This window comes from Streptomyces sp. 147326 (genome assembly GCF_045000215.1).
Lineage (GTDB): Bacteria > Actinomycetota > Actinomycetes > Streptomycetales > Streptomycetaceae > Streptomyces.
On the sequence record NZ_CP134201.1, the window covers coordinates 1,014,790 to 1,032,517 of the forward strand.

20 protein-coding genes are annotated in these 17,728 nt (G+C 70.9%); 2 read left to right on the forward strand and 18 right to left on the reverse strand.

Translation table 11 applies throughout. The features are described from left to right. Window positions 1–98: 98 nt before the first annotated feature. The 13 genes from RIU97_RS04610 to RIU97_RS04670 form a co-directional block, all read right to left on the reverse strand. Window positions 99–818, reverse strand: coding sequence for a 4'-phosphopantetheinyl transferase family protein (locus tag RIU97_RS04610; protein ID WP_404953478.1), 720 nt, complete (start codon window positions 816–818; stop codon window positions 99–101). Then, window positions 815–3,226 carry an amino acid adenylation domain-containing protein gene (locus RIU97_RS04615; RefSeq protein ID WP_404953479.1) on the reverse strand — a complete coding sequence of 804 codons (2,412 nt, stop codon included), beginning with the start codon at window positions 3,224–3,226 and terminating at the stop codon, window positions 815–817. The genes RIU97_RS04610 and RIU97_RS04615 overlap by 4 nt, the downstream gene beginning before the upstream one ends. Beyond that, window positions 3,223–6,501: an AMP-binding protein gene (locus RIU97_RS04620; protein ID WP_404953480.1), complete on the reverse strand. Its 3,279-nt coding sequence runs from the start codon at window positions 6,499–6,501 to the stop codon at window positions 3,223–3,225. Before RIU97_RS04620 ends, RIU97_RS04615 begins: the two co-directional genes overlap by 4 nt. Further along, a complete protein-coding gene (locus RIU97_RS04625) occupies window positions 6,498–7,235 on the reverse strand; it encodes a GNAT family N-acetyltransferase (protein WP_404953481.1) in 738 nt (245 codons plus the stop codon). Before RIU97_RS04625 ends, RIU97_RS04620 begins: the two co-directional genes overlap by 4 nt. A 124-nt stretch (window positions 7,236–7,359) precedes the next feature. Further along, window positions 7,360–7,662 carry a phosphopantetheine-binding protein gene (locus RIU97_RS04630; protein ID WP_404953482.1) on the reverse strand — a complete coding sequence of 101 codons (303 nt, stop codon included), beginning with the start codon at window positions 7,660–7,662 and terminating at the stop codon, window positions 7,360–7,362. A gap of 744 nt (window positions 7,663–8,406) precedes the next feature. Then, window positions 8,407–8,739, reverse strand: a complete 333-nt coding sequence (locus RIU97_RS04635) for a hypothetical protein (RefSeq protein ID WP_404953483.1) — start codon at window positions 8,737–8,739, stop codon at window positions 8,407–8,409. A gap of 290 nt (window positions 8,740–9,029) precedes the next feature. Next, window positions 9,030–10,010 (reverse strand): LuxR C-terminal-related transcriptional regulator, encoded by a 981-nt coding sequence (locus RIU97_RS04640; protein ID WP_404953484.1) that lies wholly within the window; start codon window positions 10,008–10,010, stop codon window positions 9,030–9,032. A 661-nt stretch (window positions 10,011–10,671) separates the two neighbouring features. Continuing rightward, window positions 10,672–11,073, reverse strand: a complete 402-nt coding sequence (locus RIU97_RS04645) for an SsgA family sporulation/cell division regulator (RefSeq protein ID WP_404953485.1) — start codon at window positions 11,071–11,073, stop codon at window positions 10,672–10,674. Window positions 11,074–11,283: 210 nt separating this feature from the next. Continuing rightward, window positions 11,284–12,249: an LLM class F420-dependent oxidoreductase gene (locus RIU97_RS04650; protein ID WP_404953486.1), complete on the reverse strand. Its 966-nt coding sequence runs from the start codon at window positions 12,247–12,249 to the stop codon at window positions 11,284–11,286. A gap of 107 nt (window positions 12,250–12,356) precedes the next feature. After that, window positions 12,357–12,668, reverse strand: coding sequence for a hypothetical protein (locus RIU97_RS04655; RefSeq protein WP_404953487.1), 312 nt, complete (start codon window positions 12,666–12,668; stop codon window positions 12,357–12,359). A 139-nt stretch (window positions 12,669–12,807) separates the two neighbouring features. Further along, complete coding sequence (locus RIU97_RS04660; protein WP_404953488.1) at window positions 12,808–13,047, reverse strand: hypothetical protein; 240 nt, start codon at window positions 13,045–13,047, stop codon at window positions 12,808–12,810. A gap of 184 nt (window positions 13,048–13,231) precedes the next feature. Next, window positions 13,232–13,555: a plasmid stabilization protein gene (locus RIU97_RS04665; protein ID WP_404953489.1), complete on the reverse strand. Its 324-nt coding sequence runs from the start codon at window positions 13,553–13,555 to the stop codon at window positions 13,232–13,234. Between the two features lie 177 nt (window positions 13,556–13,732). Further along, window positions 13,733–14,086, reverse strand: a complete 354-nt coding sequence (locus tag RIU97_RS04670; protein ID WP_404953490.1) for an STAS domain-containing protein — start codon at window positions 14,084–14,086, stop codon at window positions 13,733–13,735. A 125-nt stretch (window positions 14,087–14,211) separates the two neighbouring features. Here RIU97_RS04670 and RIU97_RS04675 point away from each other — a divergent pair, with 125 nt between their 5' ends. Both RIU97_RS04675 and RIU97_RS04680 read left to right on the forward strand, forming a co-directional pair. Then, complete coding sequence (locus RIU97_RS04675) at window positions 14,212–14,574, forward strand: helix-turn-helix transcriptional regulator (RefSeq protein ID WP_404953491.1); 363 nt, start codon at window positions 14,212–14,214, stop codon at window positions 14,572–14,574. Window positions 14,575–14,980: 406 nt separating this feature from the next. Next, window positions 14,981–15,253 (forward strand): isoamylase early set domain-containing protein, encoded by a 273-nt coding sequence (locus RIU97_RS04680; protein ID WP_404953492.1) that lies wholly within the window; start codon window positions 14,981–14,983, stop codon window positions 15,251–15,253. 65 nt (window positions 15,254–15,318) lie between these two features. Here RIU97_RS04680 and RIU97_RS04685 read toward each other — a convergent pair whose 3' ends face one another. From RIU97_RS04685 to RIU97_RS04705, 5 genes are all read right to left on the reverse strand, one after another. Continuing rightward, window positions 15,319–15,573, reverse strand: coding sequence for a DUF4235 domain-containing protein (locus RIU97_RS04685; RefSeq protein ID WP_404953493.1), 255 nt, complete (start codon window positions 15,571–15,573; stop codon window positions 15,319–15,321). Beyond that, the gene (locus tag RIU97_RS04690) at window positions 15,570–15,944 is read right to left on the reverse strand and encodes a DUF3618 domain-containing protein (RefSeq protein WP_404953494.1); all 375 of its coding nucleotides are present in this window, start codon (window positions 15,942–15,944) and stop codon (window positions 15,570–15,572) included. Before RIU97_RS04690 ends, RIU97_RS04685 begins: the two co-directional genes overlap by 4 nt. Continuing rightward, entirely contained in the window at window positions 15,941–16,354 is a 414-nt protein-coding gene (locus RIU97_RS04695) for a phage holin family protein (RefSeq protein WP_404953495.1), read from the reverse strand. The genes RIU97_RS04690 and RIU97_RS04695 overlap by 4 nt, the downstream gene beginning before the upstream one ends. 80 nt (window positions 16,355–16,434) lie before the next feature. Then, a complete protein-coding gene (locus RIU97_RS04700) occupies window positions 16,435–17,481 on the reverse strand; it encodes a YihY/virulence factor BrkB family protein (RefSeq protein ID WP_404953496.1) in 1,047 nt (348 codons plus the stop codon). Next, complete coding sequence (locus RIU97_RS04705; protein WP_404953497.1) at window positions 17,478–17,693, reverse strand: hypothetical protein; 216 nt, start codon at window positions 17,691–17,693, stop codon at window positions 17,478–17,480. The genes RIU97_RS04700 and RIU97_RS04705 overlap by 4 nt, the downstream gene beginning before the upstream one ends. Between the last annotated feature and the right edge of the window lie 35 nt (window positions 17,694–17,728).

A 17,728-nucleotide genomic window follows, 5' to 3' on the forward strand; every position in this document is an offset into this window, starting at 1 on the left:
TTGATCAGTTCACCTTAACTATGTTGACCGAGATCGGCTCTGTCAACCTTTTTCTCAACTAATTCAAGAGCGGCAGAAATCATTTCCGACGCCGTTCCCTACGGCAGTGCACGGTGAATGCCGATGCTCGGTGGATGTGGCGAGTGCACGGCGAGGGCCGCCGCGTGCTCGTCGTCCACGGGCAGGTCGACGAGCCGCCACCCCGGGATCGGCGCGCCGGTGTCGTCCCGGGCCAGGTCTCGGCCCAGGCCGGTGCCGATGCCTTTGAGATACGCCTCCTTGCGCGCCCACACGCGGGCGAACGCGGCTCCCCGGTCGGCGGGCGGCACGGCCTCGACCGCGGCACGCTCTGCCGGGTGCAGGGCGCGGACCACGTCCGTGACCGTCGTGCCGCTCGGGATGCCTTCCACATCGACGCCCACCGTCACCTCTGCGACGGCGACCAGCACCCGCCGCCCGCAGTGAGAGAGCGAGAACCGCGTCCGCGTGGAGGGCGCGTCCAGCACGGGTCGCCCGTGCGGCCCTGCGCAGACCGGGCAGGGGTCACGCCCGAACCTCACCTCGTACGGCTCGACGTCGAGCCGCGCGGCCAGGATCCGCCGCAGGGCGACGTGCGCGAAGCCGTAGCGGACGCGGTCGTCGGAGCGCCGGAACGCCGTCATGCGCCGGCGCTCCTCCGCGTCGAGCACGGACAGGTCGAAGGCGTCGAGTTCCCGGGCCGACGGCACACGCATCGACCAGACCCGGATCCCGTCGTCACGGTCACCGGCGTCGACGGGCCCGGGGCCCTTCGTCCGGGTCAGGACCGACTCGGTCACCGTGAGCCGCCGGTGGTGTTCCCCGGTCCGGCATCCGCGAGGAGCCGGTCCCTGGCGATCTTGCCGGTGGGGCCGACCGGGAACGAGGGGACGTCGGTGAGACGGCTGGGCAGCATGTACGCGGGAAGGAGGCCGCCGAGAGCCGCCAGAACCTCGTCCGGTGTCACCGCCGGAGCACCTTCGGCCGATGTCCGATCCGGGATGTAGAACGCCGCCAGCTCCCGCCCGTGCGCGGTCTCCGGGGCGAGGACGACAGCGGACTTGACCCCTGGACACCGGGTCAACGCCGCTTGCACCTCGCCCAGTTCGATGCGGTATCCCCGGACCTTCACCTGGTCGTCGAGACGGCCGAGGAATTCGAGGTTCCCGTCCGGCAGCCAACGGGCCCGGTCGCCGGTGCGGTACATCCTGGCCTCGGCCCCGTCCGGAGCTCCCTCGGGAACGAACGGGTCCGGCAGGAAGCGCGCGGCCGTGAGCCGGGGAGCCCCTGTGTAGCCCAGGGCCACGCAGGTGCCGGCGATGTAGAGGTCGCCGGCGACCCCGATCGGGCAGGGTTGCATCCCGGCATCGAGCACGTAGTACCGGGCGTTCTGCATGGGACGGCCGTACGGGACGCTCGGCCAGGCGGGGTCCACCTCACCGACCGCGAACCGGTTCGACCAGACGGTGCACTCGGTCGCCCCGCCCAGCGCCACCACCTGCGCTCCGGGAAACTCGCTGCGGATCTCGTCCGGCAGGGTCACCGGGATCCAGTCACCACTGAGCATGACGAGCCGCAGGTCTCCGCGTCCCTCCGGATCACGGCATTCCAGGAACGGCATCACATGTGCCATCGCCGCGGGAGCGGAGTCCCAGATGGTGATCGGCTCCTGTTCGAGCAGGTCCACCAGGGCGTCCGGTTCCGTCAGTGCCCCGTCCGGAACCACCCGGACCGAGCCGCCGGCGGCAAGCACGCCGAACATGTCGTACACCGACAGGTCGAAGCAGAACGAGGTGACGAACAGCAGCCGGTCCGCGTCACCCACCCCGTGGACGCGGTTGATCCAGTCGATGAGGTTGACCACGGCCCGGTGGTCGACCATGACGCCCTTCGGCGCTCCCGTCGATCCGGAAGTGAAGATGACGTACGCGATGTCCTGCGGAGCGGGCTCGCTCCGGACCGGCACGGTCGGGCGCCGGTCGACGTGCCATCCGGTCCAGGAGCGCAGCGCGCGCAGCCCGTTGTCCTCGGGGATCCGGGCCGGGACCGTGATCACCACGTCGTAGCGCGCGGCCAGGTCGGCGGGCCACTGCGCCCCGTCACGGCCGAGCACCCGGACCACGGCCCCGGGGACGGCTCTGCCCAGCGCCGCGAAGAACGACCGCGGCACGCTGAGACCGGTGTGCCGGCCCAGCTCGGGATCGACGAGATCGGCGAGCACGACGGACCCGCCCGCGGTCAGCATCGGCAACACGTCCGACAGGACGCGCACCAGGTAGTCCATGTCGGGGAAGAACTGAACGGTGCTCGCGAGCACCACGAGGTCCACCGGCTGGTCGAGGGCGGTCGTGGCCTCGTGCGCGAACAGCGTGGCGCCGGCGAGCGGGAGGCCCGCCCGGGCGGCCCGGTCCTGTACGGCTGCCACGGCGGAGGCGGCCGGGTCGACGGCGGTGTACCGCGCGGCGTGCGGCGCGAGGGCCTGCGTGATCAGCCCTGAACCGCAGCCGATCTCCAGTACCGCGCCTCCGGTGGGCAGCGCCTCCCGGGCCAGTCGTACGACATGGTCCCGGTAGGCCGCCACGTCGTCCGAGGTGTAGACGTCGCCGGAGGCGCCGATGTTGAAGCCGGCGGCCTGCAGGGGGTCCGGCCGCTCCGCCACGTAGTTCCAGAGGTCGCCGACCGCCTCCTCGTCGAACGAGTCCGCCCAGGTGTCCTCGGTCGTGAGGTCGTGCACGACCACGTGCCGCAGAGTGGGAAGGTCCCAGCGGATCACTCCGACGGTGGGGAGCTGGTCGCGCGAGGTGAGCAGGGCGCTGACGCCGAGACCGGCGAGGAGCGACCGGATCCGGGACTGCGGCCACCGGATGTCCAGCGGCACATAGGTGGCACCCGCTTTGAGCACGGCGAGGAGGCTGACCACGGCCTCCGCCGAGCGGGTGGACAGCAGACCTACGTGGGAACCCCTGCCGATGCCCAGGGTGCGCAGGTGGTTGGCCAACCGCTCGGCCCGCTGGTCGAGTTCGGCGTGCGTCAGGGTGCGGGTACCGGCGAGGAGGGCCGGGCGGTCGGGCACCCGGCGCGCCGCCTCGCGGAGCAGGGCGGGGAGGGTGGCCTCCCGGTCGAAGGGGCGAACGGTGTCGTTCCAGGCGTCCGGGGGCAGGGCCCGCGGCCCCACGGAGCTGGGCGCGGCTTCTTCCAGGGGGTTCATTCGGTGATGTCGCTTTCTGCGGGACAGGGAGGCGTGAGCGGGGCGTCCAGCGCGCCGAGCAGCGTGTCGAGCCGCTCCCTCAGCGCTCGGGCCGTGTCGGCGGGGAAGGCCGCGGCGCGGAACTGCACCGTGCCCGCGACCGCGGCGTCGGCGGCGTGGGCCAGCCAGAGTTCCCAGGTGAGCTCGAAGCCACCGTCGCCGGCGGGAGTCGGCGCGGGACGCGAGAGCGCGGGCGGCAGGGTCAGGACGGCGTCGGCATCCGTCTGGTAGGCCATGCAGACCTGTACGAGCGGCATCCGGTGACCGCGGTCCCCGCCGACCGCCGCGACGATGTCGTTGAACGGCAGCTCGTCGCGCAGCGCACGCAGGAAACGCTCCCGGAGCATCGGCACGAGCGAGAGCGGATCCGTTCCCGGCTCGGTGTCGACGCGCACGGGGAGGGTGTTCACACAGAACCCCACCGTGCGGTCGAGCCTGGGGTCCGACCTGCCCGCCACCGGTACGGCCACGCAGAACCGGCGCGCGCCCGTGATGTCGGACACCGCCTGCGCGAACACCGCCAGCAGCACGACGGCCGGGGTCGCGGCCACCGAGCGGGCGATGTCGCGTACCGCGGCGACGGTCCCGGCCGCGACGGGCGCCGCGATGACGCCCACGTCCCCGCCCGGGGCAGCCGCGCCCCCGGTGGCCGTGCCCGTCACGGGCGGCGCGGTCCGCGGCACGTCCTGGACGCCCGCGAGTTCCTCGCGCCACGCCCGGTCGCGCCGCTCCCGTTCGGCGGGGTCGGCCATGGCCGCCTCCGCCCTGTGCCAGGACGCGTATCCGACGGCCTCCGCCGGCAGGGCGGGGGCGAGCCCGCGGGAGCGGGCCTCGTAGGCGGAGCGCAGGTCCTCGACGATGACCGGGAGGGACCAGCCGTCCACCGCGATGTGGTGCACGGCCAACACGGCGGTGGCTCGTCCCGGCGCGCCCGGGTCGTGCAGCACGGTGAGCCGCAGCACGGGGCCCGTGGTGAGGTCCACCGGGGTGGCGGCGACCGCTCGGGCCCGCGCCGGCACGTCCTCCGCGGGGATCCGGATCTCGTCCAGCGGCGGGACGCCGCCGGGCGGCAGGATCCGCTGGAACGGAACGCCGTCCTCGTCATCGAAGTAGACCGTCCGGAGCGTCGGATGGCAGTCGATCACATCGCCCAGGGCGGCGCGCAGCGCCGGGAGGTCCAGTGGTCCTTCGATCGCGGTCGTGCGGTGGACCAGGTTCTGCGGGCATCCCGGGGCGAGCTGCTCGGTGAGCCAGATCCGGATCTGGCCCGCGGACAGCGGTGATTCGGCGGTCCCGCTCCCGTCCTCCGCGCTCGGCGCGGCATCGGATGTCCGGGGCAGACCGCTGATGCGCGCCGCGAGTTCCGCGACCCGTGGGGCCGACAGCACGTCGGCGGCCGTGACCCGGCGGCCCGTGCCGAGCGTGAGCCGGTGCGCGATCCGGACGGCGGCCAGGGAATCGCCGCCGGAGTGGATCAGGTGCGTGTCCGCCCATGCGCGCGGGGCGCCGAGGACGGCGGCGAACACGTCTGCCACCGCCTCTTCTTCCGGCCCCCGTGCGGGCGTGGAACCGCTCAGCGCTGTGGCCTGGCGGGCGGCGCGGCGTTCCAGCTCCGGGTAGTCGGTCTTGCCCGAGTTGTTGCGCGGGTACGCGTCGAGCCGGCCGACCCACCGCGGCGCCAGTGGCCCGGGCAGCAGCGAGGCCAGCCTCTCCCGCAGCGCTGCCACGTCCAGCCCCTCGGCGCCCGTGATCCAGGCGGCGAGCCCGACGGGCCGCTCCTGCGCATCGCGCAGCGGAACCACCGCGGCGTCGTGCACGCCCGGCTCGCGGCGCAGCGCGGCCTCGGTCTCCGCCGGCTCGACACGGACGCCCCGGATCTTGAGCTGGCGGTCTGCCCGGCCTCGGTACCAGAGCACTCCGTCCTCGTCGAGGAAGCCGAGGTCGCCGGTCCGGTAGAGCCGGACGCGGGTGCCCTCGGGCAGACCGGTGATCTCCGTCGGGAGCACCGACTCGACGAAACGCTCCGCCGTCTGCCGCGGGTCGCCGAGGTACTCGCGGACGAGTCCGGGACCGCCCAGCACGATCTCGCCGATCTCGCCCCGGTCCGCGACGCCTCCGTCCTCCCGGGTCACGATCACGAGGGTGCCCGGCACCGCCGTGCCGATGGGCACGTCCACGGCGTCCTTGAGGGCCGTGGCGTCGTGGACGCGAACTGCCGTGGCCAGGATGGTGCACTCGACCGGCCCGTATCCGTTGACCAGGTGCAGCGCGGGGTGGGCCGTCAGCAGCCGTCGCGCGTGTTCCGTCGACATCCGCTCGCCCCCGGACATCACCTGGGCGATGCCGTCGAAACACTGCGGGGCCTCGTCCACGAGGGTGTTCAGGAGTGACGGCGTGATCGTGAGCGTGTTGACACCGTGGACCCTCACCGCGTCCCGGAGGGCGGCGGGCGTGAGCGGACCGGGGGCGCCGTAGGCCACCGACCCGCCGCTCAGCAGCGGCGCCCACGTCTCCATGGAGGCCAGGTCCCAGGCCACCGAGGAGGTGCGCAGCGTGACGGTACGCGGACCGAAGTGCCCGATCGCAGCCTGGCCGGAGAACAGGTCCGGCAGGTCGTCGAACGGCGCGACGGGCTCGCAGGAATAGGGGGTGGGCGTGAAGAGCCGCAGGGTCGCCGCGTGCGGTGACACGGCTCCCTTGGGCTCTCCGGTGGAGCCGGAGGTGAAGAAGACACAGGCCGGCGAGTCCGCCGAGCCGGCGGCGGGGACCGGTTCTCCGCTCCGGTCCGGCGCGAGGGCCGCGACGTCGGCCGGGACGCGCACGCTCTCCCGTCCCGTCGGCGCGACCGCCACGGAGTCTGCGACGAGCAGGACGGGGGCCTCGCACCGGTCGACGATCTGCTGGAGCCGCCCGGCCGGCCAGTCCACGGGCAGGGCCGCGTATGCCGCGCCGGTCTTGAGTACGGCCAGGAGTGCAGCGGGCAGGACCGGACCGGGCGGAACCAGGACCGGTACGAAGTCGCCCTCCCCGATGCCCCGTTCCAGCAACTCGCCGGCGAGCCGGTTCGCCGCCGCTTCCAGTTCTCCGTAGCTGACGGTCAGACCGTCCCCGTACCGCAGGGCGACCGCGTCGGGACGCAGCGCGGCAGCGGCGGCGACACCTCCGTGGATCGTCGCCGAGGACGGGATGTCCTTGGGGTGCGAGAGCACGGCGCTCGGCCGGCGGATCGCCGTCACGCGCCGCTCCGTCCGCCGTCGGCGACGGGGCAGGGCCCGACGGGGCGCGACCCGTCCTGCTCGCGGCCTTCGGTCCCGAGCGCGTAGTGGAGCAGCTCCGCCTCTTCGGCGGTCCGGTGGAAGCCGGCCCGCTCCAGTACGGCCTGCGACGCGGTGTTGTCCTTCAGCGTGCGCGCGACGACGGTGGTGACGCCGGGCTGGGCCAGCGCCCAGCGCGTCAGTTCATGGAGCGCACCGCTCGCGTACCCGGCGCCGCGGCCGGATTCCACGAGGCCGAAGCCCACCTCGACGATGCCCTCCTGCGGCGGGGTGTGGAAACCGATGTCGCCGATCACCCGGCCGTCGGCGCACCGTACGACCTGGTACATGCCGAAGCCCCGAACGTGCTGGTCCGCGGTTCGCTTCGCGAATCCGCCGGCCGCGGCGAGCGTCCCGGCGAAGGGGTAACCGGGTGCCCAGGCGTCGTCCGACGCGTCGTCCCGGAGCAGCGCGGCGACCTGGTCGGCAGTCAGCTCCCGCAGGACGAACCGCTCGGTCGCCAGGACGTTCGGCGCGGCCGCGGACAGCTCCCGCAGGGAGCGGGGGCGCATGTCGGTCCAGACCTCCGCGATGTGGCCGAGGCAGTCCTCCTCGGTGCCGGAGAATCCGGTGGCCTGCCAGCCGGAGGGAACGCTCACGGCGTGCGGCCACAGCGCGTGCTGGCCTTCACCGTTGGCGACGACGAGATGGGACATGGGGCTGACTCCAGGAAGAATAGGGGCGGTTCGCTGATCCGGGCGACAGGCCGAAGTTGCCGGTCACGCCGTCGCCGGCGGGCGGTGCCGCGACCGCCGCTCGCGTCGCACGGCGCCGGGGCGGTCACGCCGTCGTCGTCTCCGGACGGGCGGTGGTGTTCTGCGCGGACACCTGGGCGTACACAGCCCCTGCCAACTGCTCCACGGTGCGGTGGTCGAAGATCAGCTGCATGGAGAGCCGCGTGCCGACCGAACGGCCGAGCCGTGCCATGACCTTGGACGCGAGCAGGGAGTGCCCGCCTGACTCGAAGAAGCTGTCACTGTCGCTGAAGTCGGAATGACCGAGGACCTCGGTCCAGATGGTCCGCACGCGGTCGGTGAGTTCGCCCGGCGTCATGTCGGCCATGTCGGTCATGTCGGTCTGCATCGGTAGCTGCTTCTTTCTCGGCTCGTGCCGGGAGTCATCAGTCGGTGGGTACCGCCCACGCTCTTCCGGAGCGGAGCGGAGCGGGGAGGGGGAGACTGGCCGTGCGCTCCGGCTCCGCGATGCGCTCCCCACGGAGGCCGGTGGGGGCGGAAGCGTCCATCGGGCGGGCGGGGTACCCCCCGTTCCCCGGGCCGCCGCGGACGGGCGCCACGGTGCCCTGTCGATACGGGCGGGTTCCGGCCACCGGAGCCCGTGCCCGGCGTCCTCCACGGTGTGAAATGCGCGGAGTCCGCTCCTTGCCGCAGGAGGAGATGGACGGCTTGAAATCGTCCTCAACTCATCCGGAGCTCATCCGGCCGGCGAAAGGGTCGATCCGAAGGGAATCCCTTAGTCCCAGGCCCAGTTCCCGGGGGCCGCCACCACATGCTCTTCCTCGCGGGCCAACGGAGCGGGTGCCGCGGTCTCGTCGGGGAGCGCACCGCTGGCGAAAAGGACCGGAAGGGCGACCAGAAGGGAGAGAACAGCTGCCCGGAATACTCGGTTCATTCGGTCGTGCACGGATACCCCTCAAGAAAATGCATGCCGGAACCACACGGGTAAGTGTGGAAGGCACAAGAAAAAATGGGCAGTTCTGCGTGATCGTCCGACGCAGTGCGCCGCCCCCCGTCCTGACTGATATTGGTCGCAGCCACTAGCCGGTGTCGACGATTCCGGATGGCCCATGTAGGCCATGGCACCAACCGGTCAGTTTGAGCCAGATTCACGGAGGAAAGCCTCCGCGGCCGCCGAGACACCCAGCAGCAGGTCGGCCCCGTACGAGGACACTTTCCAGCCCGCGGACCATTCACGGTCGAGCCAGGCGTCCCATGCTGCGGCGGCCAGTCGTTCGGCGGCCCCGAGGTCAGCGGCGACCACGAAGGTCATGGCCACGACCTGCGAGGACAGCGGGACCAGGCTCACGTGGGCGACCCCGGGCTGGGGGTCGCCGAGGAGCCGGTCCCCGATGTCGGCGCTGCCCGCCAGGCCGGTGGTTCGAGCGCCTTTCGGCGACTGCAGGAACACCTTGATGGCATACACACGGCATACCATAGCCAGCCTTTGAGCACGTCAAACGATGTCTGATACGGCCACCTCGTGCCATGGCATGAGGTGGCCACGGGGCAGCCCCGATCGCTCCAGGATGAACGCCGGTGCATTCTCGCCGATATCACGGGACGTCGACCGGAACACCCGACGGATACCGACGGGCCGGCTTCGCGGGCGTCACGCGCGGCATGCCCCTCATCGATACCACGCGACGCGACGGCGAACAAGTGCCGCATGGCCTGAGGCCCCCCGATGCGGTCCGCACCCTTTGCGGGGAGTTGTCAGATCCACCCTCGCCGTGTGGCCTGCACGCCTGCCTGGAAACGGCTTTCGGCGTTCAGTGTCTTGAGCAGGTCCGACATCAGACGCCGGACCGTGCGGATGGACACCCCGAGCTTTCGTGCGATGACTTCGTCGGTGTGGCCGTCCTCGAGCATCCTGAGCAACGCCAGTTCGCGCTCGCTGGGCCCGTCGCAGTGGGGTGCGCAGGCTTCTCCCAGCGGGGTGGCGCGCTCCCACGTCAGGTCGAAGAGCTGGTTGAGCGCGGAAACGATGCTGGTGAGCCGGATGACGAACGCCCCCTGCCCGCTCGCGTCCGGCTGCACCGGGAGCACGGCCACGGAGCGGTCGCAGAGGATGAGGCGCATCGGCAGCGAGGGCATGGTGCGCGTCTGGCCTCCCTGCTCGGCGAACCAGGTGGCGTACTCGACCGTTGCCGGGTCCTTGCGCACCGTCTCCAGGTAGATGGTCTGCATCCGAACGCCCCGCGCCAGGTTCTGCACGTCGAGGGGGCGTGACGCGTCCAGGGCCGCCTGACTGAGCGCCGGCCCCGGCATGAACGCGCGCACTTCGGAGGCGGCTCCCTGGGCGAGTTGGGCCAGATGCGAGCGCACCGCGTCCAGGCCCACGAGGCGCTCGACGCCCGCCACGTCGTTCTGCACGCGCCGTGCGGTGTACTCGGACGTCAGAGCCGTGAGCATGGCCCGGTCCCGCGACAGCCTGGCGCGGCGTTCATCCAGTTCGGCTTCGAGATCCTGCAGCAGGGGAAGGAGTCCGAGCTCCGGACTGGCCGGCACGAGCGCTTCGGCTCCGGAGGCAGAGCGGAGGAGCGAGAACCGGGTCAGCCGGTCCAGCGTGTCGCGGACCTCGGACTCCCCCATGCCGAGATTCTGCCCAATGTCCGCCATATCCCAGCCGGGGTGGACGAGAAGCGCTCGATAAACGTCGTGGTCTCGATTCTCAAGGCCGATACTCTCCAGCACTTACCGCTCCCCCTGTGGTCGTACCGCAGCGGGAACGCATCCCGTCCCCGAAGCGCGAGGCACAGCATACCCGCCCGTATGTGCGGGTCAACACAGATAGACGGGGGCTGGACGATGACCTCGCTCGAGACACCCAGGACATTCTGGACTTTGCTGAACCGCATTTCAAACACAGTGACTGTGAGCGAGTTCGACTAACCGCCAGCATTTCCCTCACGCCCGGCGGTCCCACCGGCGGGCCGGAGCGGTTCCGGCCCGCCGCAAAGAGCTCGGCACCGGGGCGGTACGACCGCAAGCGGAGCGCCAGGGCACTCCTTCGGAGAGCCCGGGAAGCCCCGTCGCGCACTGCCACCAGCACACAGAACCTTCACCTCCCACCCACCGGCCGGCCGTCTCGCAAGCCACACTCCGGCGTCCGGCATCCCGGCGGAAGGAAAACAAACTCCGCCCCCGCCCCCCCTGTTCACACTCATCCCACAATGAAGTCCGCAATCGACCTGGACAAATCGGCGATCGCCCATCTGAGCGACGGTCGAGGAGCAATACAATTCCCATACGGGGAACCATTCTGCATTCGCCGATTCACATGCACGGTCTCCCCGCATTGTGACGGCAGATCAATTTCACCACTCAACCGACAACGGTGCTCAGGACTCGACTGTCAACGGGCCAAGAACTCGTCGAGGAGCCTGTCGAGGTCGAGGAACTCCTCCCCTGCGCCGATGACGGCATACGTCTGCTCCAGGAAGCGTGTGAGCGCGCGGGCCTCCATGAGGAGGACGGCGTCTTCTTGCATCTCGGCGCTGCGGCCTCGCAACGCGACTCGGAACTCTTCGGCGCCGTCTGCCGTGTGGGGGCTGAAGGTGACGTCTCCCTCGCCCACCGGGCGGTGGAGTCCCTCGGCAAGCATCTGCCGGTCGAAGTGCCAACGGGCCAGGACTGTCGGTCCGTCGAGGAACGTGGCCTGGACCACGTACGGGTCCTCGGCGTCATACGAGAAGCGGGCGGTGAGCGGCACACTGCCGCTCACCGCGTCGAGGCGAACAAGGATCAGAGCAGACACACAGGACATCGACAGGCCTCCGGGGTGGGCTGCGCGGGTTCTGCTCGTCTGCCCAGCTTCACCCTTGCCACGCTGGGCCGATCGAGGGGCGGCCCGGGAGGCCGCCCGCATGTCCCACACGGTGTCGCCGACGAACACGGAATCGCGCGCGGCGCTGAGCGTGTCGTGTCGTGTCGTGCCTGAACGGCCTTGTTCACGAGGAGCCCGTTGTCACAGCTCCGCCAGGGCCGGCAGCAGCTTTGCCTCGGACCAGTCCAGGAAGGACTCCTGCTGGTCGCCGCCGATCTGGACCAGGGCGATTTCGGTGAATCCCGCGTTGGCGTAGAGGCGTACCGCATCTACGAAGGCGTCCACGTCGTCGCCGCAGGGTATGGAATCCGCGACGTCCTCGGGTCTGGTGTGCTGCGAGGCCTGGGCGAAGGACGCAGGGCCGGGGAGTTCCGCGTTGACCTTCCAGCCGCCGAGCGCCCAGCGGAACTGGTCGTGCGCTCGGGCCACCGCCGCGTCGCGGTCGGGGTCGTAGGAGACCGGGAGCTGGCCCATGCGCGGTTTGCCGGAGCCTCCGTACGCCTCGAACGCGGTCACCAGCTCCGCCTTCGGCTCGGTGGCGATGAGCAGGTCGCCGTCGCGGCCCGCGATCTCACAGGAGCGGTCCCCGGAGACGGCGATCCCGATCGGGGGCGGATCGTCGGGGAGGTCCCAGAGTTTGGCGTTCTCGACGTCGAAGTGGGTGCCATGGTGGCTGACGTACCCTCCGGCGAACAGGGAGCGGATGATCCCCACGGCTTCCTCGAGCATGTCCAAGCGGACGTGGGCAGCGGGCCAGCCCGCGCCGACGATGTGCTCGTTGAGGTTCTCTCCCGAACCCAGGCCCAGCCGGAAACGCCCCTGGGACAGAAGCTGCATCGTGGCCGCCTTCTGGGCGATCACGGCCGGGTGGTAGCGAAACGTCGGGCAGGTCACGTACGTCATGAGCGGGATCCGGGACGTGGCCTGCGCGGCGGCGCCCAGGACGCTCCACGCGTAGGGCGCGTGCCCTTGGGCCTCCAGCCAGGGAAAGGAGTGGTCCGAGATGACGGAGAAGTCGAATCCTGCCCGCTCCGCTCCCACTACGTGGTCGACCAGTTCCCGGGGCCCGGCCTGCTCGGTCATCATCGTGTACCCGAATCGCACCATATCCGGCGCCTTACCGCTTCGGCCCCGTTGAAACGCGCCCGGCCTGCCGGGGCCCCAGACCGGGTCGCCGCGCCCAACGCGGGGCCGGCACGGCGGCGGCCGCCGTGTCAGCCTTCTACGCCGGTGGCACTGTGGGCCGACCCCACCGGCTTGGACTCCGGTGAGCGCCCGCCGACCGCCGCGGGAACCTCCAACGCGGCCAGTGCCCGGCCGCACCCGACCTCTGCCTCTCCCTCCAGCTCCTCCCGCGTCGCCGGCGCGAGCGACGCGCACGCACGCCCGCTGTCGGCGGACGCCAGCGTCTCCTCGAATCCGATGGCCGCCGCCTCGGCCGCTGTCTCCCGCGCCCCGACCGTGGCACACCCCGAAGCCGCCAGGCATACGAGGCCCGCCAACAGCCAGCCAGTGATCGGACGCATAGCCAGAGCATGGCCCCAACCACGCTTTCCGCGTCCCGTGGAGGTCTGCGACCCGCAGCTCGTCGGCCGTTCGGTCAAGCGTCCTGCACGAGCGGCCCGAGAGACGCCGGTGGCCTGGATGGCGCGGTCCACGTCGGCGTCAGAGGTCCTCGGAGTCCGTCCGCCTCGCGTCGTCGGGGTGGTTCTGCTCTTCCCGGCCGGTGCCCGTACGGTGGCGCTCGGCACGGCCCTGGGCGTTCGCGTCGTCCTCGGCGGTGCCCGAGGACCGGACAACGGCATCGTCCGCCTGCTGCCGGGCCTCACGGTCACCGCCCTCTCCCGCAGCCTCGGACGGCGTGGTCCGCGGGTGCGGCCTGGACTTCTCGTGGTCTGCCACCATGTCCTCCTCGAGTGCGTGCCTGTATCGCGCGACTACCCCGCGCCATGCGTACCCCGTCACATGTGCGGCTGGTTGTAGTACCGGCCGAACTGCTCCAGGTAGGACGGCTCGCCGCCGTGCTTGGACTCCTCGAACTCGGGAGCGTCCTTGATCTGCTCACTGGTCCGGTCGACGTAGACCTACTTCAGTGGCCCAACACCCGCTTCAGCTCTGCCTTGTCCATCTTCGAACGGCCCTCGATTCCCTTCTGCTTCGCCTCGTTGTACAGCTGGTCCTTGGTGGGGCCCTGCGCACCGCTGTGAGAGCGCAGTCCGCCGCGCCTGGAGGACGACATGTCCTGGAGCGAGGACCGGCTCGCCGTCTTCGACTCGCCGGCGCGGGCACGCTCCTTGTTCACGGTGCGGGCCGCGATCTCCTCGGCACGCTTCGTGCTCTCGCCGCGCTGCTCAGCGCTTTCCTTGATGTGCTCGTACTGCCGTTCCCGCTTGGGGCTGGAACCACGAGGCATGACGACTCTCCTCCGCTCGTGTTGCGTGTGGTGCGGCGCGGTGGCTGTGCCACCACGTGCGTGCTGCGCCTTCCCGTCCCGGACCACGTCATGCAGAAGGCCCGGGCAGGTCGCTCCTTCCTGCGGGCACGGTCCACACGGTCCGGGGCGACAGGCGCCGGGGCGCCTTGGGGGTGGTCAGGTGAGGTACGGGCGGGTTGCGGTGAGATCCAGGAGCCGCTCGACGGGGCGGCCGGTCTGGGTGATGCGCAGGCGGCGGCCGGCCCGCTGGGCCGCGGCGCGGGCGGCCAGGAGGACGTTGAGGCCTGCGCAGTCGCAGAAGGTGACCCGGCTCAGGTCGAGGAGGAGTGTGCCGCGGTGGGAGACGAGCGCGGTCAGCAGGGCGTCGCGCAGGATCCCGGCGTTGTCGAAGTCGATCTCGCCGCTCACGCAGACGTGGACCCTCCCCGGCTGCGGACCAGGCGTCACTGCGAGTTCCAGACCGGCGGCTTCCGGGGTGTCCGGACGGTCGGCGTACACGGTCGCGGTCATCACCGCCTCCCCACACGTTCTGGGGTGCCACTGCTTCCAACAGCATCGTCGACATCCGACCGACGTACGTCAAGAAATACACGAAAAACAGGACGTATATACAAAAAAAGGGGCATGCTGAAGTGGTGGGTGATGAAGCACTTCCCAAAGCACCGTGGACGTTCCTGACGAGCCACGCACGCGTCCTGTTGGCGCTGTCGAGGGATCCCGAGGCCCGCCTGCGGGAGGTCGCCACGATCTGCGTCCTGACCGAGCGCACCGTGCAGTCGATCGTCGCCGATCTGGAGCAGGAGGGGTACCTCACCCGGGTACGCGAAGGACGCCGCAACCACTACCGCATCACCCCCGGAGCCAAGTTCCGGCATCCCGCCGAGGCAGGCCGCGACATCGCGGGCCTCCTCGCCCTCTTCGCCGACGCCCCACCCTCGCCCCCGGCCCCGGCCCCCAAGACGGGCACGGCCCGCCACCGGCCACAGCGGGCGGCCTGACCGGTTCGGCAGGGGCATCCGGGCCGCCGGGCCCGCCAGGCATCGGCCACGGCCCCGGCCCGGGAAGCGGTATGCCGGCGCGATCACCCCATCGGCCTACAACTTCCCACCCACGGCGGGCAGGGCGGCCTCGACCGTGTCACGGTGGCAGGGCGACGAGAGTCCACGCACGCGGGACCGGCCGGTCGTCGAAGCCCCGGCCGGCCCCGCGACGGACACCGGTGCTTGCGACCGCCCGCCCGCTCCGGCCCGCAAACGCGCCCGGGAGCACCGTTAACGCCCCTGTTCGCGGTTCCCGGTCGGGCGACCCGTGCGCGGCACACGGCCCCGTACCGCCCCGGCCGGCCGGGCGTGGGCGAGGAGAGGATGCGCGGGCTCTTTCCCCGACTCAAGGCTGGAGATCTTCGTGCTCGAACGCAAGCGGCTCAAGGGCCGTACCCAGGTCACCTTCATCCTGCCCGCAGACGCTCCTCAGGGGCCGGTCAGCGTGGTCGGCGACTTCAACCACTGGAATCCCGCCGCCCACCCCCTCGAACCCCGCAGCGATGGCACCCGCGCCGCCGAGGTCTCCCTGCCCGCACACAGCAGCCATTCCTTCCGCTACCTCGCAGCCGGCGACTACTGGTTCGACGACGAACAAGCCGACCACCACGACGGCAACAGCCGCATCCACACCTGAGCCCGCACTGCACCTGGGCCCGCACTGCGCCGGCGCCCCCGCCCCCACGGGCGTGGCCGTGCCGGTCAGCCCGGCCAGGTGCCCGTCACGCGACGGGTCGCCACGGCACCCGAGCGGTCGACGGCGGCCTTGACCACGGCGAAGATCGCGCCCTGGATGGCGGCGGCGATCAGGATCTGCTTCCAGGAGCGGTCCTCGTCCGTGGCACTGGGAGCGTCCCCGTCACCCTCGACGATCTTCCAGACCTGCTTGAACGCCGCCCCCGCGATCATGCCGCTGACAGCACCCAGGGCCAGCCCCACCGGCTTGTACGCTTTCATCGGCTTCGGCGGCTGCGCCGCACCATCAGGAGGATGACCAGCGCCACGCCGGCCACGAGCAGCGGCTTGCGGTTGGCACGTGCCACGCTCGCGGCCCGGCCCGCCTTGTCCAGAACCTGCTCGGGCGTCGTGTCGTTCACCAGCTGCGCCGCGTGCTGGGCCTTCGCACGGATCTGGTCGGAGACCTCCGCGGTCTTCTCGGCGGCCTGTTGCCTGACGGCGGCGGCCTTTCCCTTCGCCTGTGCCTTGATGTCGGCTTTGCCCGCCAGTGCCTCGATGGTCTGCCCGAGTTCGTCGCGGGTGCGCTCGACCTGCTCGCGCAGCTCGTCGGGGGTGGGCGTGCCGATATCGGTTCGGGGCTCGTGGGTCATCGGTGCACCTTCTCCTTGATCTCGGCCAGGTCGGCCTTGACGCTGTCCATGGTCTGCTCCGGGACGAGTGCGCCGGCCTCGCCGATCTGCTTCTTCCCAGCCATGGCGGTCACTGCGGCGACCACCGCCAGCACTGCCGCGACGATCAGGGCCGACGCCCAGACCGGGAGTATCAACGCGAGGGCTGCGATGCAGGTTGCGGTCAGGGCCTGGGCTGCCAGGATTCCGATCAGGCCCGCCGCGCCGAAAAGGCCGCCGCCCTTCCCGAAGCGCTTCCCCTTCTGAGTCATTTCGGCCCGAGCCAGCTGCATCTCCTCGCGGACCAGTTCCGAAATCTGCTGGGAAGCGCGCGAGACCAGCACGCTCACGGATTCGTCGGAGCCATGGGTCTGCCGCTCTATCGTGCTCATGCGGGTCTCCCCTTCACGATGCTCACGCTGTTGTCGTGGCGCGCCTACCCGCTAAACGAACGAGCACCCGCGCCGCGCGATCACTTCTCCATGCGGCGGCGGTCCTGGTCGCTCCAGGCGCGGGTTTCGCGGGGCCGTACATAGGGTTCCTCGTCCTCGGGCAGCCCTCCGGCGATCGCCCGCTGGCGGGCCAGTTCCGCGTCGAACTCGAGCCCGAGGAGGATCGCGAGGTTGGTGATCCACAGCCAGACAAGGAAGACGATCACACCGGCGACCGTGCCGTACGTCTTGTTGTAGGAGGCGAAGTTCGCCACGTAGAAGGCGAAGCCGGCCGAGGCGGCCATCCAGATGACCAGGGCCAGGAAGCTGCCCGGCGTCACCCACCTGAATCCGCGGCCCGTGGCGTTCGGCGCCGCCCAGTACAGGAGCGCGATCATGATGGTGACGAGGAGCACCAGGACCGGCCATTTCGCGATCGACCACACCGTCAGGGCGCTGTCGCCGATGCCCAGGGCGGTGCCCGCGCGCCGCGCCAGGCCGCCGGTGAAGACGACGATCAGCGCGGCGGCGCAGGCGAGGATCATCAGCGTGACGGTGAGCGCCAGGCGCAGCGGCAGCACCTTCCACACCGGGCGTCCCTCGGGCACGTCGTAGACGGCGTTCGCGGAGCGGATGAACGCGGCCACGTAGCCAGAGGCGGACCACAGCGCCACGACGAGTCCGACGACCGCCATCAGCGACCCGACGCCGCTCCGGCCCTGCAGCTGCTCGACCGCGTCTCTGATCACGTCCCGCGCGGAGCCGGGCGTCAGCTGCTGCAGGTTGTCCAGCAGCCGTGCGGTCGTCGACTCCCCGGCCAGGCCCAGCAGGGACACGAGGACCAGGAGGGCGGGGAAGAGCGCCAGCACCCCGTAGTAGGTCAGGGCCGCGGCGCGATCGGCCAGCTCGTCGTTCTGGAACTCTTTGACCGTGCCGCGCAGGACTGCTTTCCAGGAGCGTGCGGGCAGGTCCGAAGGCTGGTCCGGAGCCCGCTCCTCGACCAGCTCGCTCGGGCCCGCGGCGGCGTCACGCTCGGTGTCGGCATGCTCTCGGTCGCCGCCGTGGCCTCGGTCCCGTAGAGGTGTCATACCCAGCGGCTGTCCAGCTCGGCGCCACTCATGCCCGTAGAGCGGTCCGAAACAGATTTCCCCGCGCCGGACACGGCTCCCGGATCCGGAGCTCTCGAGCCAGCCGTTGCGGCGGAAGGCGCGGTACGGGCTGCCTGACGCCATAGCCATGAGGCCGAGGGTGTGGGGTAGCCGTAGCTCCAGCCCAGCTCCGGGATGTGCTCGAAGTTCATTCCGTAGACGCCGGCGCGGAAGTAGGGCAGGACCT